General features: G+C 40.8%; 12 protein-coding genes. 9 read left to right on the forward strand and 3 right to left on the reverse strand.

Annotated elements, in window-relative coordinates; translation table 11 throughout:
- The first annotated feature begins 13 nt into the window (after positions 1-13).
- A complete protein-coding gene (hemL, locus tag ACE01R_RS00545) occupies positions 14-1,321 on the forward strand; it encodes a glutamate-1-semialdehyde 2,1-aminomutase (protein WP_395544078.1) in 1,308 nt (435 codons plus the stop codon).
- 66 nt (positions 1,322-1,387) lie between these two features.
- Complete coding sequence (locus tag ACE01R_RS00550) at positions 1,388-1,804, forward strand: heme-binding protein (RefSeq protein ID WP_395544086.1); 417 nt, start codon at positions 1,388-1,390, stop codon at positions 1,802-1,804.
- A gap of 121 nt (positions 1,805-1,925) precedes the next feature.
- On the opposite strand, the gene ACE01R_RS00555 is transcribed toward ACE01R_RS00550, so the two are convergent.
- Entirely contained in the window at positions 1,926-3,134 is a 1,209-nt protein-coding gene (locus tag ACE01R_RS00555) for a hypothetical protein (RefSeq protein WP_395544091.1), read from the reverse strand.
- Positions 3,135-3,361: 227 nt separating this feature from the next.
- Here ACE01R_RS00555 and ACE01R_RS00560 point away from each other — a divergent pair, with 227 nt between their 5' ends.
- From ACE01R_RS00560 to rapA, 3 genes are all read left to right on the forward strand, one after another.
- The gene (locus ACE01R_RS00560) at positions 3,362-4,063 is read left to right on the forward strand and encodes a phosphopantetheine-binding protein (RefSeq protein WP_395544092.1); all 702 of its coding nucleotides are present in this window, start codon (positions 3,362-3,364) and stop codon (positions 4,061-4,063) included.
- A gap of 148 nt (positions 4,064-4,211) precedes the next feature.
- A complete protein-coding gene (locus ACE01R_RS00565; RefSeq protein WP_395544103.1) occupies positions 4,212-4,856 on the forward strand; it encodes an RluA family pseudouridine synthase in 645 nt (214 codons plus the stop codon).
- Positions 4,857-4,999: 143 nt separating this feature from the next.
- The gene (gene rapA, locus ACE01R_RS00570) at positions 5,000-7,837 is read left to right on the forward strand and encodes an RNA polymerase-associated protein RapA (RefSeq protein ID WP_395544107.1); all 2,838 of its coding nucleotides are present in this window, start codon (positions 5,000-5,002) and stop codon (positions 7,835-7,837) included.
- Between the two features lie 108 nt (positions 7,838-7,945).
- On the opposite strand, the gene ACE01R_RS00575 is transcribed toward rapA, so the two are convergent.
- Complete coding sequence (locus tag ACE01R_RS00575) at positions 7,946-8,233, reverse strand: hypothetical protein (RefSeq protein ID WP_395544108.1); 288 nt, start codon at positions 8,231-8,233, stop codon at positions 7,946-7,948.
- Positions 8,234-8,423: 190 nt separating this feature from the next.
- Here ACE01R_RS00575 and ACE01R_RS00580 point away from each other — a divergent pair, with 190 nt between their 5' ends.
- Together ACE01R_RS00580 and ACE01R_RS00585 are read left to right on the forward strand one after the other, a co-directional pair.
- A complete protein-coding gene (locus tag ACE01R_RS00580; protein WP_395544110.1) occupies positions 8,424-8,690 on the forward strand; it encodes a PAAR domain-containing protein in 267 nt (88 codons plus the stop codon).
- Positions 8,691-8,897: 207 nt separating this feature from the next.
- Positions 8,898-9,704, forward strand: a complete 807-nt coding sequence (locus tag ACE01R_RS00585; protein ID WP_395544115.1) for an alpha/beta fold hydrolase — start codon at positions 8,898-8,900, stop codon at positions 9,702-9,704.
- A 40-nt stretch (positions 9,705-9,744) separates the two neighbouring features.
- On the opposite strand, the gene fabR is transcribed toward ACE01R_RS00585, so the two are convergent.
- Positions 9,745-10,440: an HTH-type transcriptional repressor FabR gene (gene fabR, locus ACE01R_RS00590; RefSeq protein ID WP_395544125.1), complete on the reverse strand. Its 696-nt coding sequence runs from the start codon at positions 10,438-10,440 to the stop codon at positions 9,745-9,747.
- Positions 10,441-10,579: 139 nt separating this feature from the next.
- Between fabR and ACE01R_RS00595 the strand changes: the two genes are divergently transcribed.
- Positions 10,580-11,647, forward strand: coding sequence for a ferredoxin reductase (locus ACE01R_RS00595; protein WP_395544127.1), 1,068 nt, complete (start codon positions 10,580-10,582; stop codon positions 11,645-11,647).
- A gap of 14 nt (positions 11,648-11,661) precedes the next feature.
- On the forward strand, positions 11,662-12,756 hold the full coding sequence (locus ACE01R_RS00600) for a fatty acid desaturase family protein (protein ID WP_395544128.1): 1,095 nt from the start codon (positions 11,662-11,664) through the stop codon (positions 12,754-12,756).
- The last annotated feature ends 19 nt before the right edge of the window (positions 12,757-12,775 follow it).

The following is a 12,775-nucleotide window of genomic DNA, read 5'->3' on the forward strand; positions in this document are numbered from 1 at the left end:
GTTGAGTAAATTCATGAGCCTATCTCCAAAGCAAGAACAATTGTTTAAACAAGCCAGCAAACATATTCCGGGTGGGGTGAATTCACCGGTACGTGCGTTTAATGGGGTGGGTGGTACGCCTGTATTTATTGAAAAAGCCAAAGGTGCGTATTTATACGATGTCGATGGTAAACGCTATGTCGATTATGTCGGTTCATGGGGGCCGATGATTTTAGGCCATGCCCATCCGGCAATTATTCAAGCCGTTCAAGAAGCTGCTGTTGATGGTTTAAGTTTTGGTGCGCCAACTGTTCATGAAACGACTTTGGCGGATATTATTTGTGAAATCATGCCGTCTATTGAACTGGTTCGTATGACCAATTCGGGCACTGAAGCAACCATGACAGCGATTCGTCTGGCACGTGGTTATACCGGACGTGACAAGATTGTGAAATTTGAAGGCTGTTACCACGGTCATTCAGACTCGCTTTTAGTTAAAGCAGGTTCAGGTATGTTGACCAGTGGTGAGGGTGAAGCGACTTCTGCGGGCGTGCCTGCAGATTTTGCCAAACATACTTTAACGCTGCCGTACAATGACATTGCTACCTTAAAAGAATGCTTTGCCAAATTTGGTCATGAAATTGCGGGTGTAATTGTTGAGCCTGTAGCAGGCAACATGAATCTGGTGAAACCGATTGATGGATTCCTGCAAGCGATTCGTGATGTATGTGATGAACACGGTTCAGTGTTTATTATTGACGAAGTGATGACTGGCTTCCGTGTGGGTTTAGGCGGTGCGCAAGCACATTATGGCGTGACTCCTGATTTAACCACTTTAGGTAAAATCATTGGTGCAGGCCTACCAGTTGGTGCTTTCGGTGGTAAACGTGAAGTGATGGAATGCATTGCGCCGCTGGGTAAAGTTTATCAAGCTGGCACATTGTCAGGTAATCCACTTGCAATGCGTGCCGGTATTGAAATGTTTAAGCATTTACGTGCTGAAGGTTTCTATGAAAAATTGACCGCACAACTCGAAAAATTGCTTGCCGGCTTACAAGCGGCTGCCGATGAAGCAGGCATTCCATTCAAGACTCAACAAGTAGGCGGTATGTTCGGTTTGTACTTCACAGACCAAGAAGACATCACCAGCTTCGATTCAATGTTGAAATGTGATGTGGATGCCTTCCGTAAGTTCTTCCATGGTATGTTAGAGCGTGGTGTAAACCTTGCGCCATCTGCCTTTGAAGCAGGATTCATTTCAGCCGCACACAGTGATGAAGATATTGAATTTACTATTCAAGCTGCAAAAGAGACATTCGCGGAAATGAAAGCATCAGCTTAATTTTGAGTATGTAAATGAAGCCCGTTTTATAGCGGGCTTTTTTATAAAGAATTTTTGAGAGTGAATATGCAAATCAAACATTATCTGACACTGAGTGATGCCGAGTTTTTATTAAATCAAGCGTATGAATATGCATTAGAGCAGGGCTTTAATGTCAGTATCGCCGTTGTAGATGAAACTGGAAATTTGCTTGCAATGAAGCGTATGGATTGGTCATCTCCAATGACAGCTAATCTGTGTTTAGAAAAAGCCAAATGTTCTGCGATCAGCCGCCGTCCTTCCAAGTTGTTTGAAGATATTATCAAAGGCGGTCAAATGGGCTTTCTGACTATGGAAACTTTTTCCGGGATGCTTGAAGGTGGCGAGCCGATTATGTATGAAGGGCAGTTGGTCGGTGCGATAGGTGTGTCTGGTGTAAAATCCTTTGAAGATGCGGAGATTGCGCAGCAGGCGATTGAGAAGTTTTTGGCGCTACAGAATTAAGTTTTAGTGTAAATTCCAAAAGAAATTTAATTAAAATAATCGTGGAATTTGAATAATCCTCAAACAGCCCAAGTTGATATGCTTGGGCTTGATTTTTGTAAATGATCCTTTTTAATAGGTATTATTTGATTAAGGTAGCTATTTCTTGCCATTCATCAAAATTAGTATTGCTAGGAATATCCCAATTAATTTCTTGCCCTACCTTTAATGCTCGCATACCCATATTTTTACGGTATATAGCAATTTCAAAAAGCTCTGGCAATACCTCCCATAGCTCAATTATTACTTCACGATTTGGTGGAGTTCCACTATGTGCTAATTTGTTGCGTGAATAGCGTACTCGATTAAGTTTCTGATAAATTTGATTTGTTATAATTTTAGATAATTTTAAAAGCTCATGTTTTGCGCTAATTATATTATTATCTATCTTTGATTTGAGTTTAGCATGTCGTTTGTGCACGTCCTGTAGATAGATATTCCTATTCTTAGAGTACTGATTTACCCATAATATCTCTGTAAGTTGTTCTACAACTATCCACAGGTTATTAAGAGCATCATTATTGTTGTGATTAATCAAGGATGTATAGCCATTTAAAAGAAAAAATGGCGTAAATTGGGGAAGGGATTTAATAATTGCCTGACCTTCAGAAAAAGCTTTTTGTAAATTCCCAACACTCAAAACTCTAGGACACATAAGTGGTCCAAATCGTTCAGTTATGGATGCCCAATTTAATCTTAGTTGAGTATGAATACATGGTGTATAAGCAAATAAGTTGGTTTTTTCATGAAGTGATCCAATCACTAGCTCATGTGCATGCAAAACTTCAGTATGGATTCCGCCTAATAATAAAGAGCATAGAATCTCATTTAATTTGGTAATTCCTTCAGATCTTGTTGAAAATGCATTGCACTGGGGAATTGCTATTGCTCCATCGTAGCTTACTAATGCATCTAGTCCTTTATTAATCTTTAGAGGGAGTGTTCCTACTACTTTTGATAGTTGCTTTCCCTCATAAGAATTTTCATTGATTTGGCCTAATGAGAAACTTATTTGATTTCCATTTTCGCTAATGATTGCTGAATAAGGTCTTAAATGAACTATCCAAGCAGGATTATATGATGGCACACTAGAAATTGGCTCTTTATAATCAGTTGGTGCATCTGTTAGTTCAACCCACTCTCCGTTGTACCAAACAGATGTGTCTGTCGCTTTATTTTTAATTATTTCTGTTAGGGTTTTAGGAATATTGCGATTATCTGATATGAAGGGGTCAAAATTATCTTCAAATGCGTAAATTTGCCCTGTTTGAGTGTCTTGATAATGTTTCATGATTTATTGATTTTCATATTTTAATTGTCATTATAAATATATAACCTAATAAAAAATATAAATAAAATCAGCCTTAGTAACTTTTATCATTTAGAGCTTTTAATTTGACATAAAATCTCTTATGTGAAGTCCATTTAGAATACTGAGAACAATCCAAAAAACTTATCAAACAGTTAAATCTAAGCTAGCATAGTCTAACTATGTAAATATTAGATGAATCATCTCCCATGCTTTACCCCATGCCCAAAAAAATCCAACTTGCACCATCTCAAGCCAAATGGCAACTATCTTCAACACAATCTGTGCTGGTGCTTGTTGGATTGCAAAACTTACGCATGCAAACGGGCATAAAAGACACAGATCTAATGACCAATCTGATTCAGATCAGTAATAAAGCCAAAGCACTGGAAATTCCGATTGTAGATTTATATGGCGATGATCTTATTCAAGGTATGCAACAGCTTGGAGAATATGCAAGCACACATCCACAACTGATTTTTGCAGGACAAATCACGCCAATGCTGAAACAGATACTGCCACATCTACAAAGCGTGACCGAGCAGATCTGTGTAGTGGATGATGCAATACACATGCATAACCAAGAACAACATATCCAGTGGATAGACAGTATTTCAGCTCAAGGCGTGCATCACATGAACAGCTATAGTGTGATGCGCTTATGGAGTTTAAGTGCGCCGAAAGAATTGATTTTATCGGCCAGAGGCATCTTACTTGCGGTTGCAGAACAGCTAGATATAGAGCCTTTGGAAATTGATCCATTACAAGATTTACGCAGCTATGGACTAGACTCGGTAGCAATCGTCAGTTTGATCGGTCTATGGCGGGCCAATGGTGCCAATATCACTTATGAAGATTTCCTGCAGCATGCTTCATTGGCAAAGTTATTGCTTTTTTTACAGCTGAACTAAGTCTATAGATTTTATTTTTCATCCAATTGAAATTTTTTTTACTTAAAATCGGAAAATCCGTCGCCAATTCCAGCATTGTGCATTGTAATTCTGTGCCAAGCTTTCTATTATTGCCGGCTCGTTTTCGCGATCAGCCTGGGATTGAACATTGAGTAATTTTCTAACCGAACATCTGATACATCGTGATCAAGATTTTATGGTCATCCATAAACCAGCAGGTGTGCTCACTGTTCCCGGTAAAACCGAAGATTTGCAAGATTGTGTTATCAATAGATTATTAAAAATAGAACCAAAAACCTTGCTGATTCATCGGCTGGATCGTGATACTTCAGGCATCCTGGTTTTTGGCCTGACCAGATGGGGACAAAAAACCATTTCCCGTCAATTCCAGGAACGCCAAACAGACAAAACCTATCAAGCCGTAGTGGCAGGGCATCTTGAAGGTGAGGGCACGGTTGATGTGCCGGTTATTTACGATCCGGAACACCCACCTTTACATATTGCCGATCCCAATCACAACAAGCCTGCACTGACACATTGGCAGGCCATCGAACATTTTGAAATTCAAGGACAGGCGGTGACGCGTGTCAAACTGAGCCCGATTACCGGCCGTTCACATCAGCTTCGTGTACATATGCAATATTTAGGTCATCCCATTATTGGCGACACATTGTATGCGACTCCTGAGCAGCAACAGTTGATGCCGCGGCTGTGTTTACATGCTGAAAATTTAAGTTTTTATCATCCACAAACAGAGGAGCTGATGGAGTTTTATGCTCCGGTTCCTTTTTAAAGTAAAAACTTTTTAATCCTCATCGATTTTGCGCACTTTTTAGTGGGCTTTATGTCAAAATAGATTGCTTAAAGACCTGATTTTTTGCTCAAATAGCAACCAGATTTTGGGCTTGAAATTAGTGTCCTCATTTTTAGATAAAGGTGGAAAAATTGCATCAGTTTGCTATTGGTCAACGTTGGTTATCAGACACGGAAACAGAACTCGGTTTAGGGGTTCTAATAGACGTAGATGAACGATCGGTTAGCATCTTATTCCCAAAAAGTGATGAAACTCGTGTCTATGCACGTAACAATGCACCTTTATCACGTATTGTGTTCAATGTGAATGATGAACTGCAGGATCAGGAAGGCACCAAATGGACGGTTGAGTCTTTAGAAGACCGTCATGGCGTGGTGCGTTACAATGTGATTCGTACTTTGGACGATGGGTCAGAAGAACGTAAATCGTTAAATGAAACCCGTATCGGTGCGACCATTCAACTGTCTAAACCGCTTGACCGCTTGTTGGCCAGTCAGGTCGATTACAAAGAATGGTATGACCTGCGTATTGAAGCTTTGCTCATGCAAGCCAATATGAAGTCTAGTCCTTTACGCGGCATGGTCGGTGCACGTGTAGGCCTGATTCCGCATCAGCTTTATATCGCCCATGAAGTCGGGCAGCGTTTTGCACCGCGTGTTTTACTGGCCGATGAAGTAGGCTTGGGTAAAACCATTGAAGCCGGCCTGATCATTCATCAGCAACTGAAAACAGCGCGTTCCGAACGCATTTTGATTTTAGTGCCCGATTCACTGCAATATCAGTGGATGATTGAGATGCGTCGCCGTTTCAATCTGCAGTTTTCTTTATTTGATTTGACCCGTACTGCGTCAATCAAAGAACATGATCCAGATTTGAATCCATTTTTGACCGAGCAATGCATTATTGCCAGTGTCGACTTGATGGTCGATCATGACGATTTACGTGAACAGGCTTTAGAAGCCGGTTTCGATCTTCTGGTAGTCGATGAAGCACATCACTTGATGTGGAGTGAAGAAGAAGGTGGTAACGACCGTTACGATCTTGTTGAAGAGCTCGCGGAAAAAACACCGGGTGTTTTACTGCTTACAGCAACACCAGAACAATTGGGTGTAGAAAGTCATTTTGCCCGTTTACGTCTGCTCGATCCGCAACGCTTTAGCTCGCTCGATCGTTTCCTCGATGAAGAAGAGCAATATCATCAGACTGCAAAAATTGCTGAAGTGCTGATGTCAGATCTGCCTTTGGAAGATGGGCATTTAAAAGCGATTGAAGGCTTGTTGGGGCATGGTATTCAGGATGAGCCGGAACAGCGTTTCCGCGCTATTCATGAGTTGCTGGACCGTCATGGTACAGGTCGTATTTTATTCCGTAATACCCGTGAAGCAATTCAGGGCTTCCCGGGACGTGACTGTCAGCCGGCACCTTTGCCAGCGCCTGCAAACTGGTCGAAAGATGGCAAGTTGCGCGAGCAGATGTGGCCTGAAGAAGCTCAGCTGGATGGCGCATGGATGGAACATGACCCACGTGTAATGTGGCTCATGGAAATGCTGCGTACCGAATTGAAACACAAAAAAGTGTTGCTGATTGCACGTAGTGGTCCAGTGGTTGAAGCTTTGGAAAATGTACTGCGTTTGCATGCCGGTATTCGTACAGCCATGTTCCATGAAGGCATGAGTCTGCTTGAACGTGATCAGGCTGCGGCTTATTTCGCTGAAGATTCGTATGGTGCACAAATCTTATTGTGCTCTGAAATCGGTTCTGAAGGTCGTAACTTCCAGTTTGCCTCTGACCTGATTCTGTTTGACTTGCCAGCCAATCCGGATGTACTTGAGCAGCGTATTGGTCGTCTGGACCGTATTGGCCAGGAAAACCGTATTCAGATTCATGTGCCTTATCTGGTTGGAACTGCGCAAGAACGTATGTTCCGTTGGTACAACGAAGGTTTAAATATTTTCAGCAATATTTCACCGACGGCACAAACACTGCAAGAAAACTTTATTGTGAAATTAAAAGACTGTTTATTGGCAGATTTAGGCCAGCAGTTTGAAGATTTGCTTGAAGAAGTTAGTGTTCAGCGTGAAGCTTTAGAAGCTGAATTACAGGAAGGTCGTGACCGTCTGCTTGAATATAACTCTTGCCGTCCAATCGTGGCACAGGAGATTGTTCAGGCGCTTGAAGACTATGACGACAACACGACTTTGCCAATGTTCATGAAACGCTTTATGGCATCGACCAATATCGATTTCGATGAGCAAAGTAATGGTACCGTGATCATCAAGCCAACTGATCAAATGCAGGTTCAAGGCTTGTCACTAGATGAAGAAGGCATGACCGCGACTTTCTATCGTGATCAGGCCCAAGTTCGTGAAGATGCACAATATTTAACTCTTGAACATCCATTCACTGAAAGTGTCATGGAAATGATCAATACCCAAAGCTTTGGTAGTACCAACGTTGCGGTATTAAAATCAGCAGCTTTGCCACAAGGTTCGGTATTGCTTGAAGTATGGTTTAAGGTAGATGTTGTTGCACCAAAAGCATTGAACTTGCCGTCAAGCTTGCCACAACAGCTGATTCGAGTATTGCTCAGTGAAAAAGGTCAGGATCTATCTGACAAGATTGCTCCAGATATCCTGAAACCTTATCTGCATCATCTGGATGGCAATAGCTGCCGTCAGGTGGTTAAGGCGCGCCGTGAAGTGATTGAACAGCGTTATACACAAGCCTTGGATATTGCCAAAACTGCATTGCCAAACTTTAAGCAGCAGGCAAAAGAAGTCTATGGCAACAAATGGCAATATGAAATTGACCGTTTAAGCTATTTAAAACAGTTCAACCCAAGTATCCGTGAAGATGAAATTTCACGTTTACAGAAATTCCAGAAAGAAGGTTTAACATTACTGGACGGTTTATCAGTCACACCGGAAGCGATTCAAGTGATGGTGGTGGTGAAGCCTTAATCTGAGCTTCGCATTTGAGCTGTTGTTAAAAGTAAAAAAGCGCCAATTGGCGCTTTTTTTATACCTCAGTCATTGTTGCAAGCTTGGTCTAAAATAGCGAAGTATTGCTTAAGCCAGAAAATCTTCAAAATGCTGCCAAATTTTAGCCGCTGCATTTTCCGCGCGTGCGGTATTTTTTGCTAGGCCTAAAAATTCATGTTCAATTTCTTGCAGACAGTTTGCAATTTCAGCAGCTGTGGTATGTTCATCTTCTAATACATCCAGGATATCTACAATATAAGCGTCATATTCGTCCTGCATAGACGCATCTTTACGGATATTTAAAGGGTCCCAGTCATGCAGCAACACATTTTGAATATGCTGAATAAATAATTCAGAACGTTCTTCTGAGTTCATTGAGAGCCTCGTTAAATCGATTATAAATTTTTAAATCATTATATCGTGAATACAGCATAAAACCGAACTACTACAGGAATATGGCAGTTAATGGTTGAACGATCAGCTTTTATAATACGGTGAGTTGTGCTGGAGGGCTGAAACGATTTCCGCTAAAATATGCGCAAAATTAAAACAATGGATAATAAAAATGGCGAAAGCACTGGTGACTTTAGGTTCTCAAACATCCCATGGTGGTGTAGTCTCGGAATGTGAAAATTCTTTTACCATTAATGGCATTGCGGTGCATTTAAACGGCATGAAGCATTTTTGCCCAAAGTGCAAAGCTGTTGTTTCAGCTGTGGCTTCAGATCAATCCACAACAGTTAAAGGGCGTGCAGTGGTGATCGTGGGGGATAAAACCACCTGCGGCGCGACGTTTATGCCCAACCAGAATTTAGTGGTATCTGCAAAATAAGGCAAATATTGGATTTATCATAGGTATTGATTTTAAAGATAAAAATGGATGTGCAAGCTAAGTCAGTATGCAATCAGTATGGTCTATGGGCAGCAGATCAGCTGATTTGTGAATGACTCATTATTCAAATTAAAATGCAGATGTGCAATTACTAAATCTTAAATGAAGCGTTAGGCTGATGGCATTCATTTCGTTGTTCTTAGGTCTATGTTACAGCCGATTCATTTTACACATGCCAATGGCATCCCATCTGCCAGCTATCAAAAGTTTTTTAGCGCTTTGGGTACAGAATACAGTATTAAAGCCATTCCTGTGCTGGGAATGAGTTCTAAATTTCCTGTGACATATACATGGAAGCATTTGGTCAATCAGGTCATTCAAGATATTGAGCAGCAGTTTCCACAGCAGCAAGTGATTGGTTTAGGGCATTCTTTTGGGTCATTAGTGACCTTAATGGCAGCCTATCAGCGCCCGGATTTATTTACACAGTTGGTGATTATGGACCCGCCTTTTGTCATTGGCTCTAAATCAGCAATTTTTGAAGGCATGCAAAAGTTAAGGCTGAAAGCCGTAGATAAAATTACCCCAGCAGAGATAACACTCAAGCGCAATGATCACTGGCAAAGTTTTGATGAAGCTTATACTGCGCTGCGCCATAATCGATTGTTTAAAAATTTTGATCAGGAATGCTTTGATGATTATTTTGAACATGGCATTCAGGCTGATGAACAGCGCGGCGGTGTGACGCTGAGCATTCCTAAAAAAATTGAAGCGCACATTTTTCGTACTGTACCTGCCTGGTGGTGGCGTACGCCGCGCAAGGCACCGAATGTACCGGTGCATTTAATTACCGCAGAGCAGAGCCATTTTTATAAACAAGGTTTGCCTCAAGGCATGAAAAAAATCTATGGCATAGAGTACAGTGTTGTAGAAGGCGGGCACATGTTTCCTTTGGAACGGCCTCAACTAACAGCACAACATGTAAAAAAAATGATTGAGAAACAACAGGTATAACTACAATTAAGGATTCTATTTGAATCCTTATAACAGCAAATTATCGAATCTGTGCTTCATCCAAATGACGTGCACCTTCTAAAATCATCCGAATCATGATCATGGTCTGTTCGGCAATTTCCTTACGCTCTGTCGCAGAAATATCAATAACCGTTGCACCCATGTTAAATACCAGCTGGGTAATGGCTTTTGCTGCGATGTCGGGGTGAGAAAGCCTGCTGTTATTGAGGCGTTCTAAACGAATTAAATCTTCCTGTAATTCTTGCTGGAAATAATTTAACTGACGTCCAACTGCTAATTTATAAGAAGCAGAGCCAGTATAGGCTTCACGCAGCAATAAACTTAAATTTCCTTCATCTGCATCTAACTGTTCAATAAAAACCTCAACTGAACTGCGAATAATGCTGTTTTGTTTAGATGCTTTTAAACGTGCCTGATGCAAAATTTGACGCAATACATTCCCGGAGCGATCAATCAATTCAATCGCGAGTTCATCTATATCTTTGAAATGACGATAAAAACTGTTTGGAGCAATACCTGCTTCACGTGCAACTTCACGTAGGCTTAAGGAGGAGATGCTTTTTTGCGGTCCAATTAAATTCAATGCAGCTTGAAACAGCTCTTCTTTGGTAATGGTTGCTTTTCGCCCCACAGTACGGACGATCACCGGTTCATGAACGAAATTCTGTTTATCAACAGGAGCATCAACATTTTTTTTGATTGAAGACTGGTTCATATTTTTCAAGGGATTAAAGAAACGAAAACATTATAGCGGTTGCTTTGCGACTTTGGAAAGGAATAGAAAAAATACAAATATATATACAAATATATATACATGTGTATAATAATTAAAAATCAATCGCGTGGTGCTGACTATGCATGTGTTAGAAAAAACTAAATCTCCCTTAAGTTCCCTTGCTGAAACTGTAATTGATCAGCATGCAGCTAATTTCTGGTTGCAAAAATTCAATTCACTTTGGTCGATCAATCAACCATTGGGCAAAATTGTCCAAAAAGAAAATGCTGCACAAAATATGGTGAGCTTAACTATTCAAGTGAACCGTCATTTTAAAATGGGGCAGGCAGGACAGCATCATCCGATCTTTGTGGAAGTCGACGGCATTCGCTATGAACGAAGCTATAGTTTGACTCAACTTGATGCTCAACATGTCTTATTAACAGTTAAAAAGGTTGATCAGGGTAAAGTCAGTTCTTGGTTGAGTGACCATGCACAAATAGGCGATGTATTTGAATTTGGCCAGCCATATGGGGATATGCTGTTGCCAGAACAAGCTCAGCCGATACTATTGCTTGCTGCGGGTAGCGGTATTACCCCGATGTTAAGTTTACTCAAAGCACTTTCTAAAACAGATCGCATGGCTCAAGCACCGATCCAGTTGTTGTATTGGGTAAAAGAGTATGCCGATGTCGCTTTTAAAGCACGTTTTGAAAAGCTTGCAGAACAATATCCTAATTTTTCTTTTCAGGTTTTTTATACTCAGGAAGATGATGCTGGTGAACGTTTAAATCAAGAGCATCTTGCATTGGTGAAAAATATTGAAAATAGCCTAGTTTATGCCTGCGGCCCATCCGGATTTGTGGCACAGGCTGAACTGCTGTTTGCAGATGCGCAAAGTTTTAAAAGTGAAGCTTTCAGCATGACACCTGTTGAAAATTCTGATATCGGCTTTGTAAATATCACTTTGCTGAAGTCTAATAAAGTGGTGGCGATTCCTAAAGGTCAATCCATTCTCAGCAGTCTGGAACAGCAAAATATCAAACCGACTCATGGTTGCCGTATGGGAATCTGCAATAAATGTGTCTGCAATAAAGTCGAAGGTTCTACTAAAAATTTAGTCAATGGCAGTCAAAATTCAGAACCTGGTAATGTCTTAAAAATTTGTGTCAATTCAGCACAATCCGATCTTGTTATTGATTTATAAGTGAGTCAAATATCATGAATATGCCTGTTAAAATAGAATATTTTAAAAACCCTAAAAATGGTGAGCTCACACAATCTCAATTAGATGATTTGGCTCGTGAGCTGGATGCAATTAAACAAGAAGTGCTTGATGATATCGGCGAAAAAGACGCGAAATATATCCGCAAGGTTTATTCAACCATCCGTTATGCTTCAATTGCTGGTCGTGCCTGTCTGTTTGCCGGTTGGTTCCCGCCAGCATGGATTCTAGGTACAGGTTTACTTGGTTTTGCTAAAATCATGGAAAATATGGAACTCGGTCATAATGTCATGCATGGTCAATACGACTGGATGAATGATCCTAAATTCCATGGTCCAAGTTATGAGTGGGATATCGTCGGTACAGCGGATAACTGGCGTCAAACCCATAACTACAAGCATCATACTTATACCAATATTAAAGGCATGGATGATGATATCGGTTATGGCTTGCTACGCCTGTTTCCGGAACAGCGCTGGAAACCAGGCTATCTTTTACAACCGATTTATGCCATTCCATTTTGCTTGTTGTTCCAATGGGGCGTAGCCATTCAAAACCTGGAAATTGGTAAAGTTTGGTTTGGGCGTAAGAGTAAACAGGCACTAAAAGAAGAGTGGAAACCGCTACAAAAGAAAATCGGCAAACAATTGTTTAAAGATTACGTTTTCTTCCCATTAATTGCAGGTCCAGCAGCTTTACCTGTATTTACCGGTAACCTGGTTGCGAATGGTATCCGTAACATCTGGACATTCAGTATTATTTTCTGTGGTCACTTTACCAAAGATGTGGAAGTGTTCCCGAAATCAGTGCTGGAAAATGAAAGTCGCGGGCATTGGTATATGCGTCAGATCCGTGGTTCATCTAACTTGACCGGTTCAGAAGCCTTCCATATCTTGACCGGACATTTAAGTCACCAAATCGAGCATCACTTGTATCCGGATATTCCGGCACGCCGTTATCGTAAAATGGCACCTAAAGTACAGGCAGTATGTGAGAAATATGGTTTAAATTATAATAATGCCAATCTGTTTAAGCAGTATGGTAGCGTGATTAAACGTATTGCTAAATATGCTTTTCCATTTAAAAAATAAGCATATTAAAAGATTATGA

The organism is Acinetobacter sp. BSP-28 (assembly GCF_044130285.1).
In the GTDB taxonomy this organism is placed as follows: Bacteria; Pseudomonadota; Gammaproteobacteria; order Pseudomonadales; family Moraxellaceae; genus Acinetobacter.

Bases quoted from the DNA above. Each gene is read 5' to 3' on its own strand.
- ACE01R_RS00585 (WP_395544115.1), top strand. From the start codon at position 8,898: ATGTTACAGCCGATTCATTTTACACATGCCAATGGCATCCCATCTGCC.
- hemL (WP_395544078.1), top strand. From the start codon at position 14: ATGAGCCTATCTCCAAAGCAAGAACAATTGTTTAAACAAGCCAGCAAA.
- ACE01R_RS00600 (WP_395544128.1), top strand. From the start codon at position 11,662: ATGAATATGCCTGTTAAAATAGAATATTTTAAAAACCCTAAAAATGGT.
- fabR (WP_395544125.1), bottom strand. From the start codon at position 10,440: ATGAACCAGTCTTCAATCAAAAAAAATGTTGATGCTCCTGTTGATAAA.
- ACE01R_RS00555 (WP_395544091.1), bottom strand. From the start codon at position 3,134: ATGAAACATTATCAAGACACTCAAACAGGGCAAATTTACGCATTTGAA.
- ACE01R_RS00580 (WP_395544110.1), top strand. From the start codon at position 8,424: ATGGCGAAAGCACTGGTGACTTTAGGTTCTCAAACATCCCATGGTGGT.
- ACE01R_RS00560 (WP_395544092.1), top strand. From the start codon at position 3,362: ATGCTTTACCCCATGCCCAAAAAAATCCAACTTGCACCATCTCAAGCC.
- ACE01R_RS00575 (WP_395544108.1), bottom strand. From the start codon at position 8,233: ATGAACTCAGAAGAACGTTCTGAATTATTTATTCAGCATATTCAAAAT.
- ACE01R_RS00595 (WP_395544127.1), top strand. From the start codon at position 10,580: ATGCATGTGTTAGAAAAAACTAAATCTCCCTTAAGTTCCCTTGCTGAA.
- ACE01R_RS00550 (WP_395544086.1), top strand. From the start codon at position 1,388: ATGCAAATCAAACATTATCTGACACTGAGTGATGCCGAGTTTTTATTA.